Here is a 19,016-nt window from a genome sequence, read left to right as displayed (position 1 = left end):
CACCAGGAGCAAATGTGACGCTTGACACCCAGCGGATCGGAACCGATACTTGATCAATCGATTGATCACGGTTCACAGTCCGTGTGTCCAACTTGATCAATCGATTGACCAAGGAGAATCCATGAATTACGCACCTTCCCGGGACCGTCAGCCATTCAGCTTGTTGACCTGTCTGTACGGAGACCCCAAGATGGATGAAACGCTCTCGGCGGGCCGTCTCGTCCACCACTGGCTGGCCACAGAGCAGGCGCTGGCCCGTGCCCAGGCGTCAGTGGGCGTGATCAGCGACTGCGACGCGGCGGCGATCTCGGGGCTGGGCATCGATCAGGTGGACATGGAGTCCCTGTGGGACGCCGCCCGCAACGTCGGCTACCCGATCCTGGGGCTGGTCCGGCAAATGTCGGCGCTTCTGCCCGAGGGCCCCAATGGGCGGGTTCACTACGCAGCCACGACTCAGGACATCATGGACACCGGTACGGTCTTGCAAATGCTTGCCGCCACTGATGTGCTGCTCGCGCGTGCCGAATCCGTCGGCGACCTTCTCGCCGGGCATGCCTTGACCCACCGGGCGACGGTGATGGCCGGGCGAACCCACGGACAGCAGGCCGTTCCCACGACATTTGGCGCACAGTTGGCACCGCTGCTGGCGGAATTCGGGAGGAACATGGCCCGTCTGGAAGCTGCACGTGCCGATATCGCCAAGCTCTCGCTCCACGGTGCCGGAGGCACTTCAGCGGCAGCGGGGGGGGAATCGCGGCGCGTGCGCCAGGCCATGGCCGCCGAACTGTCGCTTGCCTCGGTCGAGGTCCCCTGGCACACCTCCCGAGATGGGCTGATCTCGTTGGGGCAAACGGCTTCCCTGATCGCCGGGGCATGCGCACGCTTGGCCCGAAACGTCATCGACCTGTCGCGTACGGAGATCGCAGAAATCCACGAGGCCGCCGGCTTGCATCGGGGAGCCTCATCGACGATGCCGCAAAAGGCGAACCCGATCCTAGCTGAGGGAATCATCGGGATGTCAGCGATGGTCGGGCCGCTGGTCGCGGCGCTGTCCAGGGCGTCCGAGGTCCCGCAGGAACGCGCGGCCGGTGAATGGCAGATCGAGTGGCATGTCCTGCCCCAGGTGATGCAGCTGACATCCAGCTGCCTTTCCGCGGCAGCCGAACTGCTGCGGGGACTACGAGTGGCCCCCGAAAAAATGAGGGAGAACCTCAACCAGGACGGCGGACTGATCATGGCCGAGGCCTACATGATCCAGTTGGCGAGCGCAATTGGTCGTGAAAAGGCGCATGACATCGTCTACGCATCGGCGCGGGTCGTCCGCGATCAAGGGGGCATGCTCGGACAGGTGATCGCGGCCGAACTGACCCGCACGGGGCACTCCGGTACATCGGTGACGTCGATTGAGGCATCCGATTACCTCGGCGAAGCAGAACACATCGCGGTCGCCGCAGTGCACGATTGGAACGAACGTAGGCGGGGCGACGTCGGCGTGGAATCGCTCCGCGCCACCGTGGAGGAACTGGTATGACAACGCAACAGGCGGAAAACCGAATGGACACCGAGGACTACGACGAAGCGGGAAATCGTTTCGACAAGTGGCGAAAGACCATCGGGCTGGTCGCCGGGCCGGTACTCTTCGCGCTCATGCTGCTGCTGCCTCTCCCGATCAGCCACCATCAGCAGGCGCTCGCAGCCGTCATGGCCCTGGTCTTCGTCTTGTGGGTCACGGAGGCACTTCCGATACCGGCATCGTCGCTCCTGGCCATCGGCCTCTGCGTCGTCCTCCAGATACCCGATCTGGCACCCGACGCCGGCGGTTCAGCGGACTTCGTCTACTCGGCTTTCTCATCGTCGACACTCTTCCTGGTCATTGGCGGGTTCATCCTGGCCCGGGCGATGACGGTGCACGGCTTGGATCGACGGTTCGCGCTCTTTGTGCTGTCCATCCCCGGCGTCGCCAAGTCGACCTTTCGGGTCGCCATAGCCTTCGGGCTCATCGCGGCGCTGATCTCGGCGTTCATCTCGAACTCCGCGGCAGCTGCGATGCTCCTGCCGTTGGGTATCGGCATCGTGCGGGCCGTGGGGCCAGAGGTTGCTTCCAGCGCCGGAATCAAGAACGCCACGAAGACGAAGTTCGCCACCTCGGTCATGCTCATGATCGCCTACGGTGCCAGCGTCGGTGGACTGCTGACACCTATCGGAAGCACCGCCAACGTGGTCGGCCTGGGATTCCTGCAGGAACAGACCGGTACTGAAATCTCCTTCCTGCGCTGGTCTACGCTCACAGCCCCCATTGCCGTGGTCCTGTTCCTGGTGCTGTGCGTGGTGTTGCTGACCATGAACAAGCCCGAAATCGGCCGCCTGCACCACGCCCGCGACTATGTCCTGAAGGAACGCAGCGCATTGGGCCCGCTGAATCGCGGCGAGTGGAACACTCTGGCCTGCTTCATCCTGGCCATCATCATGTGGGTCGGCCCGAGCATCCTGTCCTCCATGGAAGCGGAGCCGGGGACGTTCCTGGCCGGATTCCTGGCCCTGGATATCGGCACGGCCGCGGTCCTGGCAGCGAGCCTGTTGTTCTTCCTTCCGGTGAACTGGGCCAAGCGTGAATTCACGCTCTCGTGGAAACAGGCTGCGAACATCGACTGGGGGACGGTCCTGCTGGTGGGCGCCGGCTTGGTCCTAGGTGCGCTGATGTTCAATACCGGACTGGCCGAAGTCGTCGGTACGGGAATCGCAGAGGGCCTGGGCCTGAACAGCAAGATTGCGGTCGTCGTGTTGTCCGTCATCTTGGCAATCTTGATCTCGGAGACCACCTCCAATACCGCCAGCGTGGGAGTCGTGGTCCCGATCGTGATCCCCATCGCAATGGCGGTCGGGCTCGATCCAACGATCCCGGCGTTGGCCGCGGTGTTCGGCGCGTCCTGTGGGTTCATGCTCCCGGTATCCACTCCGCCCAATGCCATCGTCTACGGTTCCGGCATGGTGCCGATCACCAAGATGTTCCGGACCGGGCTCGTGTTCGACATCATGGCAATCGTCATCGTTTCCGCAGGCGTGTTGATCACCTCCTCGCTGAACCCCCTGAGCTGAGGGCGCAGGTCGGGGCCGTGTGTGGGTGATGCGCGCAAGTCGCTAGGCTGGGAGCCCACACACGGCAACGACATGAAGGAAGTGGCCATGGTCAAGCGGCCGACGATCGCCGACGTAGCGGCATTGGCCAAAGTGGACCGGACGGTCGTTTCGAAGGTCGTCAACGACGATCCGAGCCTGCGCGTGCGCGACGAGACCAGGGAACGCGTCAAACGGGCGGTGGCGGAACTGGGCTACCGTCCCAACAGCCTGGCCCGGAGCCTGAGGATGTCCAAAACCGGAATCTTAGGCGTGATTCTTCCATCATTCACGAACCCGATTTGGGCCACCATGCTCGCCGGGGCGGAAGCGGAAGCCGAACGGCGCGGTTATGTACTGCTGGCCGGGACAGTGGACCGAGAGACCAAGGTGTCGTCGCGTTTCCTGGAGTTGACGCGGAGCGGAGCGGTTGATGGCGTGCTGGTCGCGGCGGCCCTTGCCGATGAGGACCTTCCGTCCTCCGGCAGCGGGTTGCCGTGGGTGCTCGTCAACCGTCGTACGGCGTCGAGCACCCGCCACGTGTTGCTCGACGACGCCCGCGCGGCCTTCATCGGCACCGAGCACCTCATCGGGCTGGGCCATCAGCGGATTGCCCACTTGTCCGGGCCGTTGGCCGTCGATTCGGCTCAACGGCGGCTATCCGGGTACCTCCAGGCCCTCGAAACGCACGGGCTCGAACCAGGCCCCATCGTTGATGCCGCGAATACCTTTGCCGGTGGAGAACGGGCCCTGGGGGAAGCGATGGAAAAAGAGCCCGGCGTGACCGCGCTTGCCGTGTCCAACGTTGCCGCGGCAACGGGCGTCCTCGCCGAGGCGGCCCGTCGCCGAATCCGGATCCCCCAGGACCTCTCCGTGGTGGCTATCCACGATTTGGATATGGCGGCCGCCCTCAATCCACCGTTGACTACAGTCCGGATGCCGCTGGCCGAGCTGGGAAGCCGGGCGATTGCCTTGCTGTTGGATCGACCCGCGAATGAACCGATCGAAGAAGTCATTGCCGGGCCCCTCGAACTGGTGGAACGCAGCTCGACGGGCCCGCCGACCAGCCACTGAGGATTCTTGGCCGGAGCACAGGACGGCCACTCCGCGTAGGATCCTGCCATGGGAAACCAAACGCAGAAGTTTGACCTCATCGTCGTTGGTGCCGGCCTGGCCGGACTGGTGGCGGCCACCGAGGCAACCGACGCCGGACGCCGGGTCCTGCTGATCGACCAGGAACCGCAGGCCAACCTCGGCGCACAGGCCTGGTGGAGCTTCGGCGGCCTGTTCCTGGTCAACAGCCCCGAACAACGCCGGCTCGGCATCCACGACTCGGTGGACCTGGCCCTGCGCGACTGGTCCGACACGGCGGGGTTCGACCGTCCCGAGGACCACTGGCCGCGCCGCTGGGCCGAGGCCTACGTGAACTGGGCTGCCGGCGAAAAACGTTCCTGGCTGCACGGGATGGGCATCCGGCTGTTCCCGGTGGTCGGTTGGGCCGAACGCGGCGGGTACGGGGCCAGCGGGCCGGGCAACTCCGTCCCGCGTTTCCACATCACCTGGGGCACCGGCCCTGGCCTCGTCGAACCCTTCGCGAACAGGGCCCTGGCTGCCGTGTCGAGCGGCCTGCTCACGGTTCGGTGGCGGCACCGTCTCGACGAACTGCTGCTCGACGACGGAACGGTCACCGGGGTGCGCGGGACAGTGCTTGCCGATTCCTCGGCGGCCCGTGGCGAACCCAGCAACCGGAAGGAGGTGGGCGATTTCGAGTACCGGGCATCCGCCGTCGTGCTGTGTACCGGGGGCATCGGTGGCAACCCGGAAAAGGTGCGTGCCGCCTGGCCGGCATGGCTGGGCACCCCGCCGGCGCGGATGATCGCCGGGGTGCCGGCCCACGTTGACGGGCGCGGCCTGGACATCGGGGCCGCCGCCGGCGGGCATCTGGTGAACGGGGACCGGATGTGGCACTACACCGAGGGCATCATCAACCATGGCCCGGTGTGGGAGAACCACGGGATCCGGATCCTGCCCGGGCCCAGCTCGTTGTGGCTGGACGCGCTGGGCCGGCGGCTGCCCACGCCGCTGTGGCCGGGCTTCGACACGCTGGGCACGCTGGAACACCTGCGCGGCACGGGGCACGACCATTCATGGTTCATCCTCAACCGGCGGATCATCGGCAAGGAGTTCGCGCTCTCGGGCTCCGAACAGAACCCGGATCTAACTGGCAAGGACATCCGCGCGGTACTGCGCCGCGCGGTGACCGCCGTGCCGGACCCGGTGCAGGCGTTCCTGGACCGCGGCGAGGACTTCGTGCAGGCCGACACCGTGGCCGGACTGGTGGCGAAGATGAATGGTCTCGAGGGAACGGACCTGCTCGATGCCGCGGCGATCGAGCGCGAGGTCGCCGCGCGCGATGCCGAGGCGGCCAACGGCTTCAGCAAGGACCCGCAGCAGATGGCCATCCAATCGGCGCGCAGCTACCTGGGGGACAAGCTGATCCGCACGGTCGCCCCGCACCGGCTGTTGGACCCCAAGGCCGGTCCGCTGATTGCCGTCCGCCTGCACATCCTCACCCGCAAGTCCCTCGGCGGACTGGAAACGGACCTGGATTCGCGCGTGCTCGCGCCCGGGGGAGCACCGGTGCCGGGTTTGTATGCGGCCGGGGAGGCCGCAGGGTTCGGCGGTGGTGGCATGCACGGATACCGGGCGTTGGAAGGCACGTTCCTGGGCGGTTGCCTCTTCAGCGGGCGGGCCGCAGGCAGGACCGCGGCGGCCACCGCGGGATGAGGCGACCGCTGGCCGGGCCAGGCCAGCTGCATGGCTTGATCCGCGTGGCCGGTCAAGGCATGGGGCTTGCCGGGATTCACCTGCCAGCGACTTCAGGCTCAAGGTCCCCATCGGAATCCAGTGGATCCTGCACGCCGGCTGCGGCCGGGGACCGGTCCGGGTTATCGATGGAGACCTCTGCTTCCTCGCCGTCCCCGGGCGGGACATCGTTCCCGACGATCGATTGCTCTGTTGTCATCAGGCTGAAGTGCTCTCCAGCATGTCGGTCAATTCCATCGTCCACGGCTTTTTCGAGGACTTCGATCGCAACTTTGCCCCGCAGCACCAGCGGATCCCTGCTGAGGTCCCGCCAGATGGCCAGGCACAGGAGCAGCATCACGAGCACGAAGGGAAGGGCGGAAACAATCGTGATGTTCTTCAACCCGTTCAGGGCGGCGGCCGGATGGTCCCCACCGGCGAGCAACATGACGGCGGCCACCGCGCCGACCGACGTCCCCCAGAAGATCACGGACTTCTTCGACGGTTCCTCGGCACCTCGTTCACTCAGGGCTCCCATCACGATGGAGGCCGAATCGGCACCGGTGACAAAGAAAATCGCGATCAACACGACCGTCAGGACGGTCAGTGCCGTCGCAAACCATCCGGGGAACGACAAGTTGTTCAGCAGTTCGAAGAGCACGGAGTTGAAGTTGATGTTCGGGGCTCCGTCGACCATCTGGACCATGGCGTCTCCTATGTTCCCGGTGCGTTCGGCCCGTTCCTGCAGGCCGATGGCTCCGCCGCCGAAGATCGCAAACCAAATCAGGGTGACGGCCGAGGGGACCAGTAGGACCCCGGTGACGAATTGGCGGATACTTCGGCCACGGGAGATGCGTGCAATGAAGAGCCCGACAAAAGGAGTCCAAGACACCCACCAGGCCCAGTAGAAGATGGTCCAGGAGGAGAGCCAGGAGGCCATCGATTCGTCCCCTGAAGAGGCGGTGCGCGAGGCCATCTCCGGTAGGTCGCGAATGAACGACCCCACGGCATTGGGAATCACGTTCAGGATGAAAAGGGTGGGCCCGCCGATGAACACGACCAGCGCCAGGATGACTGCAAGAACCATATTGATGTTGGAGAGCCATTGAATTCCGCGCTCGATGCCGGACACCGCGGACGCGACGAACAAGGCAGTCAAGATCGCAATGATCAACACCAACGCGCTCGAGCCGACATGGGGCAGAATGCCGGCGGACTGGATTCCGCCGCCGATCTGCAGGGCGCCGAGACCCAGGGAGCAGGCGGACCCGAAAAGCGTCGCCAGAATGGCCAGGATGTTGATGGTCTTGCCGCCCCAGCCATGGACTGCCCGTTCGCCGAAGATCGGGGTGAACATCGAAGAGAACAGTTGCGGACGCCCCAAACGGTAGCTGCCATAGGCCATTCCCAGGCCGACAATCGCATACATCGCCCAGGGGAAGAGCGTCCAATGGAACAGGGTTGTTCCCATGGCCGTTCCCACTGCCGCTGAGCTTTGTCCATCAACGGTCCCCGGAGGCGGGGCCATGTAGAAGAACAATGGCTCGCCCACCCCGTAAAAAACCAGCCCGATGCCCATGCCCGTCGCGAACATCATGGAGATCCATGAAACGGTGCCGAACTGCGGCTTCTCCCCGTCCTTGCCCAGCGGGATTCGCCCAAAGCTCTTGGCCGCCACGACCAGCACGAAGATGGTGAATACGGTGGCTGCGATGACAAAGACCCACCCGGTATTCGTGATGACCCAGTCCAATGCAGTGTCAGCGACGCTGCCCAAACCCGTGGGGGAGGCAAAACCCCAGACGATGAAGGCCAAGGTCAGAAACCCGGCAATCCCAAAAATCCAATAGTCCGTTCCCGAAGCGTGGTACCTCCTGGGCCTTCGTCGGCGCGCCGAATGCAGTTCGTTGACGAGATCCTGTTCGGGTTGGTTCGTGTTCTTCACTGCTGGTCCTTTGATGGATGGGCGCGTCGTCTGGTGACGGTTCGGGGCCCGAGGGCCTACCGGCAGCCGCCATGAGTTCTGGTTGCGTGCGTGCCCGAGGCAGGGCACTTCCAGAGAGAACGCGCTGGTGGAAGTACCGCGGCAGAACTGCTCGGAGGCTTCGTCTTCCACGCCTCCGGGGCACGATTGACGAACCGGCAGACGCGTGGTGAACTTGGGTGTAGCTCGTCCGCCGACGCTCTGCCGGTACGCGGGCATCAAGGGCGGAGGGTTACCGGCCCTTGATTCCGGGCACCGAGTTATGCCTTGACAAAGCCGTGGGGGTCGCTCACGAACTTCTGGGACGCGACCTCGTCAAAGGCAGCGTAGCCGTTGGCCGCATCAGTCGACGGGATGGCCGCCGCGTTTGCCAAGTTGCCCATGGTTGACCTTTCACGCTTGAAATATCAGTTGGATACTAATTCGATCTGGGCAAATTCTGCTCATGACTGTGAGCTGTGTCAATAGCGTCCGGGAAATCGAAGCCGACCCGTTGGGAGTCTGGAGGGGCCCTATCCGTCGAGCTCCTCTGCCAGGCGGTGCGAGATGATGCTTGCTGCGGTCGTTTGCAAAACCGACAGTGATTCCTCGATCAACGGCGCGCCCCGGCTGCCCCTGCGAGTCACCGCGATGATTCGCCGTGACGGCTTGGCGGTTCCGGAAATCCGCCGCCGAACCACGTTGTCCACGTTCCCCAAAGTCGCCAGCCGGGGCAGGAGGCCGACACCGAGTCCCGCGGCGATGAAGGAGATCATCGTTTCCCATTCCACCGCTTCGTGCGCAATCCGAGGCGTGACGCCAAGCGATGCAAAGGCGGCCACGAACAGGGCTCGATAGACCGATGGCTCCGATTCCGTGATCCACGGATCGTCTGCCAGCTCCTCCAGCGACACGGTCCGGTTCAGCGCCAGGCGATGCTGCGCGGGCAGCACGACGTCCAACTGGTCGTCCAGCAGGAGTGTTTGCTCAAATCGCGAGGTGTCTTCGCTGGTGCCGGGGGTTTGCGCCGCAACGATCACCGCCAGGTCGATCCGCTCCGCCAGAAGCAGGTCGAGGCAACGTTGCGGCAGGGCCTCCATGAGCTGCACCTCGACATGGGGTCGCGTGGACCGCAGCGTCGAGGCCAAGGGTGCCAAAAGCTGCGCCGCCGCCGTGGAAAAGCCCCCGAGGCCAAAGTGGTTCTGGACCTGGCCCTCTGCGGCAAGTGCGGAGGCCCTGAGCTGCTCCCACTGGGCCGCGATGTCTTCGAGTCCGGCCACGAAATGGCGTCCTGCAATGGTGAGTCTGACGCCGCGGCCATCTTTGGCCAGGAGCTTCACGCCCAGGGAGCGCTGCAGCTCGCGCAGTTGCGTCGAGACCGCGGAAGCAGAGTAGCCGGTGAGTGCTGCCGTTCGCGAAATGGTCCCCGTTGAGGAGAAGACCCGCAGGGTGATGAGCCGGGAATCGATCATGCACTTATTCTGCATGATTTCTTGCATTAATCTGCGCTTTTCTTGCGGGCTTGCGTTCTCTAGTCTCGAAACACGCGGTGATCCACATCACGCACCCATCCTTGTAGGCCACGCCAGAGGACGCCCACGACGTCCAGCTAGGAGTCACACATGACCGCTTCGGTAAGCGCTACGCCGAGGAGCCGCGGCAAACTTGCTTCGTCGGTGACAGAGGAACAACTCGTCGAAATCACAGAGCTCTTCCGGAACCGGCGGCAGGGGTACTCGTTGGAAGCCCCGCTGTACACGGATCCCGCCGTGTTCAGCATCGAGATGGAAGCGATCTTCGGAACGCATTGGATGTTTGCCGCGAGCGTTGCCGAAGTGCCGGAGCCGGGCGACTACCTGACCCTCGACTACGGTCCTCAATCAATCATCGTCTTGCGTACCGACGACGGCGGGGCCAACATCCTGCACAATGTTTGCCGACATCGTGGCGCGCGGGTGTTGACGAAGGCATCGGGCAGCACGGGGAACTTGGTGTGTGGCTACCACTCATGGACCTATTCCCCGGACGGGGATCTGATCCATGCCTCCGCGCCGGGCGAGGGCGACTTCGACAAGAACTGCTTCGCACTCAAACGTGCCCACGGCAGGATCCGGGGTGGGCTCATTTTCGTGTGCCTTGCCCTGGAGCCGCCGACTGATTTCGATCAGGTCGCGGACATCTTCGAGCCCTACCTGGCACCCCATGATCTCTCGCGTTCCAAGGTCGCCTACCAGCAGGACATCATCGAAGAAGGCAATTGGAAGCTGGTGATGGAGAACAACCGAGAGTGCTACCACTGTGACGGCCACCCGGAGCTCGCCTGCTCGTTATTCCCCACTTGGGGGCTGACGGACGAGATCGTGCCGACCCACCTTGAGGAGGTATGGGAGCGCAACAAAACGGCCCAAGAACAGCTGGAAGACCGGTGTCGGCGCTACGGCATCCCCTATGAGGTCGTCGAGGAACTGGACACCCGCGTCGCTGGAATCCGGATATCCCGTGAGTCCTTGGACGGTGATGGCGAGTCCTTTTCACCAGATGGCCACCGCTTGTCCAAGAAGTTGCTCGGCGACCTTCGCGATTTCCGCATGGGGCGTTGTTCCATGCACCTTCAGCCCAACAGCTGGTTCCATTTCCAAAGCGACCACGTCGTCACCTTCGCAGCCTTCCCCATCAACGAGCACCAGACTCTCGTGCGTACGACCTGGCTGGTGGCCGATGATGCGGTGGCGGATCACGACTACGACGTGGAGGCGCTGACACACACGTGGAAGCAGACAAACCTGCAGGACAAGGCCTTCGTGGAACTGTGCCAATCCGGCGCCAGTAGCCCGGCCTATGAGCAGGGCCCCTACATGAAGAGCGAGTACCAGGTCGAGGCGTTCATCAACTGGTACACGCAGCGCGTGTTGGAGCACCTGGCATGACACAATCCACTGCGTTCCTGCGGGCGGCGGGTGCCCAGCGCATCCGCGGGTTGGAGATGCCGTGGAACCGTGTACTGAGCGGTCCGGAGGGGCCCGCCCGGGCGGCACGCGCCCTCGGCCCATGGCACCCCCAGGAATTCGCCGCCGAATGCGTCCAGACCATCGCCGAAGCCGGCGGGCTGATGACCTTCGTGTTTCGACGACTCGACGGGGCACCATTGGCCTTCCGTGCCGGGCAATACCTCAACATTTCCTTTCCCATCGAAGGTGAAAATGCAGACCCGGTGGACCGCAGCTACTCCATTTCGAGTGCCCCCACGGTCCCCTGGACGTTCAACATCAGCATCAAACGTGATCCGAAGGGCCTTGTCTCCTCGTGGGCGCATGAGAACTTGCGCCCCGGGATGGTGCTGGACATGCTCGGCCCCGTTGGTGCGTTCCACTTGGGCGATGCCGACCGCAGGGCACGATTTCTGTTTTTGGCGGCTGGAGCCGGGATCACCCCCATCATGTCCATGATTCGTACCATTCATTCACTGCCGGGACAGGCAGACGTCGTTGTCCTGTGCCACGGGACCATTCCGGGCGACTTCGCTTTCTGGCCCGAACTTGAATACATCGCGCAGGTTGATTCACGTATTAAGGTCTTCTATTCGCTGGGCAACCGTGAAAAGCCCGAGAGCTGGGACGGGTTCACCGGACGACTGACCGCTCACATGATCGACCAGGTGGCCCCGGACGCGAACGGCCGCAAGGTGTTCGCGTGCGGCCCTGAAGGCTATTTGAACTCGGCCACGCAACTACTGCGGGAAGTGGCCGTGGACGACACATCGGTCTTCATGGAGTACTTCTCCGGCGACTGCAATACGCTCCTCGAGTACCAGGAGGAAATCGCCTTGGCCGAGGGCATCGCCGGAGAAGTTGCCGAGTCGGTGGAGGACTTCTACGAGAGCCAACCCCCGGAGCTGGGCATGTACGAGCCCGACTACAACTCAGAAGGCACCCTCGAAGCCACGGGACAAAAGCTGGAAGTCGTCGACTCCCGCCTGCCGTTGCCCCCGGCGGGCCCGCTCGTCTCGGATCAACGGCCCCCGAACGCTGCGTCCTTCTCGACGGTGGGCGAGGGCGCCTGGACGATGACGTTCTTGCGCAGCGGGCTCAATGTCCGGATCGATGCGAACCAGCAGATTTTGGGAGTGGCACAGCGCGCCGGTGTGCGCATCGGCGCCAATTGCCAGGAAGGAATGTGCGGTTCGTGCAAGGTCGTCAAACTCGACGGGGACGTCGACATGAACCACCAGGGCGGGATACGTGCCCGCGAAATCGAGGCAGGAAAATTCTTGCCGTGCTGTTCCACAGCACAATCCGATTTGGTGATAGACGCATGACGTATCGGGACCGCGGCTGGGCTGGAACCAGCGGATCCACCATCAGACCACACGATTAAGGGAGTTCACCGTGTCGCAAGCCTCACAGCGGATCGTCATCATCGGAGCCGGAATTGTTGGCGCCAACCTCGCCGATGAACTGGTCCAACTGGGCCACACCAATATTTTGGTCTTGGAGCAGGGCCCGTTGGGTATCCCCGGCGGTTCGACCTCACACGCCCCGGGCCTGGTCTTCTCCTCCAACCCGTCAAAAACAATGACCGAATTTGCGCAGTACACCATCGAAAAGCTCACCTCGCTGGTAGGTCCCGATGGCCGTGGTTCCTTCCTCCCGGTGGGTGGCCTGGAGATTGCCACCACCGAGGCGCGTCTGCAGGACTTGCACCGCCGCGCCGGTTGGAACCTTTCCTATGGGGTCGAGGCCCACGTGGTGGATGCGGCTGACTGTCTCGAAAAGTTCCCCATGCTCAATCCGGAACTGGTCCTCGGAGGCCTCTACACGCCCACCGATGGCCTGGCCCTGGCCGCGCAGGGAACGCAGCTGGTGATCGAACGCGCCAAAGCTGCCGGCGTGGAATTCCGCGATCGGACCGTCGTCACGGACATCGAGCAATCTGGTGGCAAGGTCACCGCGGTGGTCTGTGATGATGAACGCTTCCCCGCGGACGTCGTCGTTTCATGCGCGGGGTTCTGGGGACCGAACATCGGCAAGATGGTGGGGACCGTCATCCCGCTGTTGCCCCTGGGCCACCAATTCGCCTGGACTACACCGGCTCCCAGCCTGGCCGGAGTCAACGAACAGCCCAGCGGAGCCAGCCGGCCCATCTTGCGCTATCAGGACCGTGACCTCTACTACCGCGAATGGGGAGATCGCATCGGGATCGGTTCCTACGCGCACCGTCCGATGCCCGTGGACCTCGATACCCTGGCACGGTTCAAACCGGAGGAGATTACCTCCGAACGCATGCCGTCTAGCCTGGAATTCACTCCTGAGGACTTTGCTTCCGAGTGGGAGGCAACCCAGGAACTGCTGCCGGACCTGCGCAACACGCAGATCCAGCGCGGATTCAACGGCATCTTTTCCTTTACCCCGGACGGCGGGTCCCTGGTGGGACAGTCCCGTGAGGTGGACGGCTTCTATGCTGCCGAGGCAGTCTGGGTTACCCACGGTGCAGGGGTCGCCAAGGCCGTGGCGGAATTGATCATCAAGGGCCGGTCGGAGACGGATCTGAGCGACTGCGACCTGAACCGTTTCGAGGATGCCCAAACCACTCCGGAATACGTGAGTGAAACGTCCCAACAGAACTTCGTGGAAATCTACGACATCCGCCACCCGTTGGAACCGCGGCTTATGCCGCGCAACGTCCGCACGAGTCCGTTCTTCAACCAGCAGCAGGCTCTGGGAGCCTACTATCTTGAAGGTGCCGGGTGGGAGCGACCGCACTGGTACGAGGCAAATGCGGCCTTGCTTGACATGCTTCCCGAGGGCTGGGCGGCCCCGGCCCGCGATGACTGGTCGAATATGTTCCATTCGCCGATCGCTGCCGTTGAGTCCTGGAAAACGCGCACGGCAGTGGCCATGTTCGACATGACACCGCTGAAGCGCGTGGAAGTGACGGGTCCCGGAGCTGGGCCCTTACTGCACCGCCTCACCACCTCGAGCATGCTCCGCGCCCCGGGTGCGGTGAGCTACACCTTGCTGTTGGACGAGGCGGGCGGCATCACCAGTGACATCACCGTCGCACGACTCTCCGAACAGGTTTATCAGGCGGGAATCAACTCGAATGTCGATGTCGCCTACCTGGCCCGGGAAGCCCGGAAGCACTGTGAACAGCATGCCGGTCAATGGGTCACGGTCCGTGACATCACCGCCGGTACTTCGTGCATCGGTCTCTGGGGTCCGCTGGCTCGCGAGGTGATCACCAAGGTGACAGCCGACGACATGAGCAATGACGGCTTGAAGTACTTCCGTACCAAGCAGATTTCCATTGCCGGGATTCCCGTCACCGCCATGCGGCTTTCCTACGTCGGGGAACTGGGGTGGGAACTCTATGCATCCGCCGATGTGAGCCAGCGGCTGTGGGACGTGCTGTGGGACGCTGGCCAGGAGCACGGCCTGATTGCAGCAGGGCGCGAGGCGTTCAACTCACTCCGCCTGGAAAAGGGCTTCCGGTCCTTCGGCACCGACATGAACTCCGAGCACGACCCGGAACAGGCCGGGTTGGGTTTTGCGGTCAAGGCCTCAAAAACTGATGATTTCGTGGGCAAGGATGCCCTGCTCTCGCGCGCCGCGGTGGCCACGAAACGGCTACGTTGCCTGACAGTTGACGACGGGGTTTCGGTTGTCCTGGGCAAGGAACCCGTCTACGTGGACGACGAACCCGTGGGCTATGTCACCAGTGCCGCCTACGGTTACACCGTGCGCAAGCCCATCGCCTATGCCTGGGTGCCAACGGGCCTGCAGACGGGTGACGGGGTGCAGGTCGAGTACTTCGGGCAACGCATTGCGGCAACGATTGTGGACGATCCGCTCTACGACCCACAGATGGAGCGGCTGCGGGGCGTTTCGCTGGCCTCCACTCCAAGCTAGGGGCCGGGCCCTGGCACCTGCGGTGGTCGGTTGCAGGTGCCAGGGCGCGGGGATCTCGGTGGTGCTCCCGGACATAGGGGGAAAGGGCCGGTCGCCATGTCGGCGGCCGGACCGGTGGCGGGCGGCGTCAGTGACGCGCCCAGAAGGTCGTCCCCATCGCAACCCCGACCAGACCGAAGAAGACCCCGATGTACAGCGGGTTGAACGCTTGGCCGGAAATGATCGATTGCAGGACGGCGAACGCCCCGAACAGCAGCACGATGCCGATGCCCGCGACGATGTACTCCACACCATGGTGATGATGGTGGGCGTGGGCGACACCTCGTTGATTCATTGCAGTACCCATGCTTCGAATGTACGCCCGGGCGCGGGCGAGTTCCATAGCTAGAATGGAAGGGGGACGAGGCGCCCGCAGCCCGAGGCCCCGCCGACCACCGACCCGGAAACATTGAGGGACCCCCCATGAGTGAACAGCACCCGAACCAGCCCCAGCCGGGCTACCCCTATCCCGGCCAGCCGGGGTGGAACCAGCAGCCTCCGGCGGCCACCGCCATGACCAAGGCCGCGCTGGTCATCGGCATCGTCGCCGTCGTGCTGTCCTTCATCCCCGTCGTCGGGTTCATTTCCTTCATCCTGGGCGCGGTCGCCGTGGTGCTGGGCATCATCGCACTGGTGAAGAAGCGGCCCCGCCGGGGCTTCGCGCTGACCGGTCTCATCACCGGTGCCGTCGCGTTGATCGTCTGCGTGGTCTACGTGTTCGTGCTCATTGCCGCCTTCAACGTGGTGAAGGAGGGTGCCGGGTCAACTGCCCCGTACACCTACACGGTGACCGGGCAGGGCGGCTACACCGTCAACTACCTCACCGAGGACATCGACCAGGTCACGACAAAGGACGTCAAGGGCGGCACCTTCACCAAGGACGTCACCGCCAGCACCCTGTTCGGCCTGGTGGGGGCCACCAACGTCAAGGGAAATACCGGCGAACTGACCTGCAAGGTCACCGACGACCAGGGCACCGTCGTCTCGACCAAGACCTCCTCGGGCCCGGCGGCGCAGGTCACCTGCCCGGTCGTCGAGGGCGTCGCCAAATAGCGGCCAGTGCCGGGCACCGGCCTACTTGCGGTGGCCGATGGCCCGCCGGGCCGCCAATCGCTCCTCGACGATGCGGGTGCTGGTCTCCGCGGCACCGCCCGGGCCGACCGCGAGGTAGACCGGGGCTTCATGTACGGGGCGGTCATCGTCGTCGTACCGGTAGGGGACATAGGTGCCTCCGGAGCGGCGCACCAGCAGGATCCCGGCGGCGACATCCCACGGGTTCGTGTCGAAGCCGAACGTCACATCGGTCCAGCCGGCGGCCACGTGGGCCAGGGCCAGCGCCCCGCTGACGGTGCGGCGGACGGTGGCGTAGCGGGTGACCAGCGTGCCGAACGCGTCCACGGCGGCCGGGCCGTCGAGGGCGATGGCCTCGGCGGAGGGATAGTCGGTCATCAGCGACGAACGCGTCTCGTCCGTGCGCCCGGCCGGTGACAGCGGCTCGCCATTGAGCCGGGCCCCCTCGGCGTTGGCCGAGAACATCAATTCGGCGATCGGGTCGTAGACGACGCCGGCCAGCAGCTCACCGTCGAGCGCGGCGGCGATGGACACGCAGAAGAACGCGATGCCGTGGGCGAAGTTGCTGGTGCCGTCGATCGGGTCCACGATCCATTCGATGCGCCCGGTGCCCCGGTGCCCGCCCTCCTCGCCGAGGATCCTGCTGTCCGGCCACGCGGCGAAGAGGTGCTCGGTCAGGGCAGCTTCGCTGGCCCGGTCGAACTCGGTGACCAGGTCGTGCGCGTTCTTCTTCTCCGTTGCCTCGGCCCCGGAGCGGAAGGCGCTACGGAGCATCGGCCCGACGCCGCGGGCCGCCTCCTCGGCGATCGAGCGGAGTTGTTCGGCCAGCTGCGCGGTGTTCTCTGCGGTATCCACCCGGCCAGCCTAACCGCCGCTAGTGCTCGTCAAGCTGCTCGGGTTGGCGTCCGAGGACGAAGTGGCGGCCGGTGACCGACGTCGGGGTGATCTCCACCCAGGAGTCCTTCAGCGTCTGGACCCAGGGGTCGACTCCGGAGGCGCGTGCGGCCTCGATCTCCGTCTCCGTCTCCAGCACGCGTGCGGTGCCCCGCACGACGACGGACCAGGCCTCGTCGCTGAGGATGCCATCGGTTTCGAAGGCAACCTGCGGGTTCACGGTCAGTCCGGCAAGCTTGGATCCCGCGGAGGAACGCAGGTACAGGCGGCCGTCCGCGGCCCCGTGGTTGACGGGGGTGATCTCCGGCTGGCCGTCGAAGGCCGTGGCGATCCGCCCATGCCGGCTGCGGCCTAGCAGGGCCCAGCACTGCTCGTCATCGAGCACCAGAACCGGTTCGTTGTCTGCATGTGAGTACATCATGGCCCCAGTATTCTACTTAGTGTAGAAAACGTCTAGGGGTAGCCGGTCGCGGCCTGCCAAGGGGCCGTGAAAGACTGGCGCCATGTCACCACGTAAACCGTCATCGTTGCGGCAGCACCTGGGGGTCAGGCTCGAGGACTCCTGGCATGCATTCCGCGAGGCCAACGGCCGTGGACGCGGAATGGTCCCGACGGTCCTGCCGTTCCGCGGGTACGGCCGTTCCGCTGCCGGGGGAGCCGGTTGGGTCCGCATCCTGGCCCGGATCGTCGTGGCGCCGCCGCGCACGTTCCGCAACGGCGTCCCGCGATCGAAGGTCGTGGCCGACAGCGTGCGGGGCTGGCGGAACTTCGTTTCCCCGCCCATCGCCTTTGCCGAGGTCACCGTCACCATTGCCGGGTCCCGGCACGCCGTGCGCGCCGATCGCGGAGGCGTGCTCGACACCAACATCGAGACCACGCTGGGGCCCGGCTGGCATACCGTCACGCTGTCCACCGAGGAGTCCGCCGAGGTCACCGCCCGCATCTTCGTCGTCGACGGATCATGTGAATTCGGGTTGATCTCCGACGTCGACGACACCGTCGTGGTCACCGCGCTCCCGCGCCCCCTGCTGGCCGCCTGGAACTCGTTCGTGCTGGACGAGCACGCCCGAGTGGCCACGCCCGGCATGGCGGTGATGATGGAGCGGGTCCTGCGCGGACGCCCCGGGGCCCCCGTGCTCTACCTCTCCACCGGCGCCTGGAACGTGGCCCCCACCCTGAGCCGGTTCCTGGCCCGCAACCTCTACCCCGAGGGCCCCCTGCTGCTCACGGACTGGGGCCCCATCGAGACCGGTTCCGCCAGCGGACGCTGGTTCCGCTCCGGTTCCCAGCACAAGGTGGACCAGCTGCGCCGGCTGGCCTCCGAGTTCCCGCAGATGAAGTGGCTGCTGGTCGGCGACGACGGCCAGCACGACCCGGAGATCTACGCCGGTTTCGCCCAGCGCTACCCGCAGAACGTCAAGGCGATCGTTATCCGCCAGCTGACCCCCTCCGAAGCGGTGCTGGCAGGTGGCCGGTCCCAGCGGACCGTGAACTCGACGCCCGGCGTCGAATGGATCTATGCCCCGGACGGGGCCCGCATCCTCACCGAACTCGAACGGCTGGGGATCGTCTCCGACGAGGACCAGCACGTCGACCACCAGGAGCGCCGCCGCCTCCGCCAGCAGTGGCCGGATGGCAAGCCGGGGGACGAGGCGCCGGGGGAAGAGGCATGAGCGGGCGCAAGCTCCGTGTGGAGGTCCCCATGCGGTGGGGCGACATGGACGCCTACGGCCACATCAACAACGTGAACCTGGTGCGCATGATGGAAGAGGCGCGCATCGCCGGCTTCGGCGTTCCCGGCGGCACCGGCAAACCCGGCAACGAGCCGATGGTCGACCTGTTCTCGGCTGTCCCGGACAACACCCAGATCCTCGTCGTCGAGCACCGGGTGCGCTACGTCGCCCCGCTGGACTACCGCAATGTGCCGGCGCAGGTCGACATCTGGCTCTCCGCCGTCAAGGCGGCCAGCTTCGACGTCTGCTACGAATTCCACGACCCGGTCGACGGCGGCCTGTGCGTGCGCGCGACCACGACCCTGGCGTTCTTCTCGGTGCAAAACCAACGGCTGCTGCGCCTGCCGGCCGCCGAACGCGCCAAGCTCGCGGAGTTCATCGGCGAACCGGTGTTCCGGTAACCGCCACGAAGGTGATGTTGGGGTCCAGTTCTCGCCGGCCGTCGGTTGGTAGGCACCGAATTGAGGCCACCAGGGTACAGAATCTAGTGCA

At 64.7% G+C, this 19,016-nt stretch carries 16 protein-coding genes; 10 read left to right on the top strand and 6 right to left on the bottom strand.

Annotation, left to right across the window (positions count from 1 at the left end; all coding sequences use genetic code 11):
* The first annotated feature begins 121 nt into the window (after positions 1 to 121).
* The 4 genes from AC1MEQ_RS06085 (at position 122) to AC1MEQ_RS06070 (ending at position 5,901) form a co-directional block, all read left to right on the top strand.
* A complete protein-coding gene (locus tag AC1MEQ_RS06085; RefSeq protein WP_479794905.1) occupies positions 122 to 1,531 on the top strand; it encodes a lyase family protein in 1,410 nt (469 codons plus the stop codon).
* Positions 1,528 to 3,096, top strand: coding sequence for an SLC13 family permease (locus AC1MEQ_RS06080; RefSeq protein ID WP_479794904.1), 1,569 nt, complete (start codon positions 1,528 to 1,530; stop codon positions 3,094 to 3,096). Before AC1MEQ_RS06085 ends, AC1MEQ_RS06080 begins: the two co-directional genes overlap by 4 nt.
* 87 nt (positions 3,097 to 3,183) lie before the next feature.
* Positions 3,184 to 4,188: a LacI family DNA-binding transcriptional regulator gene (locus tag AC1MEQ_RS06075; RefSeq protein WP_479794902.1), complete on the top strand. Its 1,005-nt coding sequence runs from the start codon at positions 3,184 to 3,186 to the stop codon at positions 4,186 to 4,188.
* A 48-nt stretch (positions 4,189 to 4,236) separates the two neighbouring features.
* Positions 4,237 to 5,901, top strand: a complete 1,665-nt coding sequence (locus AC1MEQ_RS06070) for an FAD-binding dehydrogenase (protein ID WP_479794900.1) — start codon at positions 4,237 to 4,239, stop codon at positions 5,899 to 5,901.
* Positions 5,902 to 5,977: 76 nt separating this feature from the next.
* On the opposite strand, the gene AC1MEQ_RS06065 is transcribed toward AC1MEQ_RS06070, so the two are convergent.
* The 3 genes from AC1MEQ_RS06065 to AC1MEQ_RS06055 form a co-directional block, all read right to left on the bottom strand.
* Positions 5,978 to 7,864, bottom strand: a complete 1,887-nt coding sequence (locus tag AC1MEQ_RS06065; RefSeq protein WP_479794898.1) for a BCCT family transporter — start codon at positions 7,862 to 7,864, stop codon at positions 5,978 to 5,980.
* Positions 7,865 to 8,163: 299 nt separating this feature from the next.
* On the bottom strand, positions 8,164 to 8,286 hold the full coding sequence (locus AC1MEQ_RS06060) for a hypothetical protein (protein ID WP_479794896.1): 123 nt from the start codon (positions 8,284 to 8,286) through the stop codon (positions 8,164 to 8,166).
* Positions 8,287 to 8,415: 129 nt separating this feature from the next.
* Positions 8,416 to 9,354, bottom strand: coding sequence for a LysR family transcriptional regulator (locus tag AC1MEQ_RS06055; protein WP_479794894.1), 939 nt, complete (start codon positions 9,352 to 9,354; stop codon positions 8,416 to 8,418).
* A 150-nt stretch (positions 9,355 to 9,504) separates the two neighbouring features.
* On the opposite strand from AC1MEQ_RS06055, the gene AC1MEQ_RS06050 reads away from it, so the two are divergent.
* The 3 genes from AC1MEQ_RS06050 to AC1MEQ_RS06040 all read left to right on the top strand — a co-directional run bounded on the left by AC1MEQ_RS06050 (position 9,505) and on the right by AC1MEQ_RS06040 (position 14,787).
* Positions 9,505 to 10,809 (top strand): aromatic ring-hydroxylating oxygenase subunit alpha, encoded by a 1,305-nt coding sequence (locus tag AC1MEQ_RS06050; RefSeq protein WP_479794893.1) that lies wholly within the window; start codon positions 9,505 to 9,507, stop codon positions 10,807 to 10,809.
* Positions 10,806 to 12,197, top strand: a complete 1,392-nt coding sequence (locus AC1MEQ_RS06045; protein WP_479794891.1) for a flavin reductase family protein — start codon at positions 10,806 to 10,808, stop codon at positions 12,195 to 12,197. Before AC1MEQ_RS06050 ends, AC1MEQ_RS06045 begins: the two co-directional genes overlap by 4 nt.
* A gap of 70 nt (positions 12,198 to 12,267) precedes the next feature.
* A complete protein-coding gene (locus tag AC1MEQ_RS06040; RefSeq protein WP_479794889.1) occupies positions 12,268 to 14,787 on the top strand; it encodes a GcvT family protein in 2,520 nt (839 codons plus the stop codon).
* A gap of 127 nt (positions 14,788 to 14,914) precedes the next feature.
* Here AC1MEQ_RS06040 and AC1MEQ_RS06035 read toward each other — a convergent pair whose 3' ends face one another.
* The gene (locus tag AC1MEQ_RS06035; protein WP_479794887.1) at positions 14,915 to 15,133 is read right to left on the bottom strand and encodes a hypothetical protein; all 219 of its coding nucleotides are present in this window, start codon (positions 15,131 to 15,133) and stop codon (positions 14,915 to 14,917) included.
* Positions 15,134 to 15,249: 116 nt separating this feature from the next.
* Between AC1MEQ_RS06035 and AC1MEQ_RS06030 the strand changes: the two genes are divergently transcribed.
* Complete coding sequence (locus AC1MEQ_RS06030) at positions 15,250 to 15,879, top strand: DUF4190 domain-containing protein (protein ID WP_479794885.1); 630 nt, start codon at positions 15,250 to 15,252, stop codon at positions 15,877 to 15,879.
* A 21-nt stretch (positions 15,880 to 15,900) separates the two neighbouring features.
* Here AC1MEQ_RS06030 and AC1MEQ_RS06025 read toward each other — a convergent pair whose 3' ends face one another.
* Both AC1MEQ_RS06025 and AC1MEQ_RS06020 read right to left on the bottom strand, forming a co-directional pair.
* On the bottom strand, positions 15,901 to 16,752 hold the full coding sequence (locus tag AC1MEQ_RS06025; protein WP_479794883.1) for an inositol monophosphatase family protein: 852 nt from the start codon (positions 16,750 to 16,752) through the stop codon (positions 15,901 to 15,903).
* 19 nt (positions 16,753 to 16,771) lie between these two features.
* On the bottom strand, positions 16,772 to 17,212 hold the full coding sequence (locus AC1MEQ_RS06020; RefSeq protein WP_479794881.1) for a pyridoxamine 5'-phosphate oxidase family protein: 441 nt from the start codon (positions 17,210 to 17,212) through the stop codon (positions 16,772 to 16,774).
* 82 nt (positions 17,213 to 17,294) lie between these two features.
* Here AC1MEQ_RS06020 and AC1MEQ_RS06015 point away from each other — a divergent pair, with 82 nt between their 5' ends.
* Both AC1MEQ_RS06015 and AC1MEQ_RS06010 read left to right on the top strand, forming a co-directional pair.
* Positions 17,295 to 18,464 carry an App1 family protein gene (locus AC1MEQ_RS06015; protein ID WP_479794879.1) on the top strand — a complete coding sequence of 390 codons (1,170 nt, stop codon included), beginning with the start codon at positions 17,295 to 17,297 and terminating at the stop codon, positions 18,462 to 18,464.
* Complete coding sequence (locus AC1MEQ_RS06010) at positions 18,461 to 18,925, top strand: acyl-CoA thioesterase (protein ID WP_479794877.1); 465 nt, start codon at positions 18,461 to 18,463, stop codon at positions 18,923 to 18,925. Before AC1MEQ_RS06015 ends, AC1MEQ_RS06010 begins: the two co-directional genes overlap by 4 nt.
* The last annotated feature ends 91 nt before the right edge of the window (positions 18,926 to 19,016 follow it).

Source organism: Arthrobacter sp. ASL1, assembly GCF_056680475.1.
The sequence above is the reverse complement of the archived record's forward strand: the minus strand, read 5'-3'. Positions and strand labels throughout refer to the sequence as shown.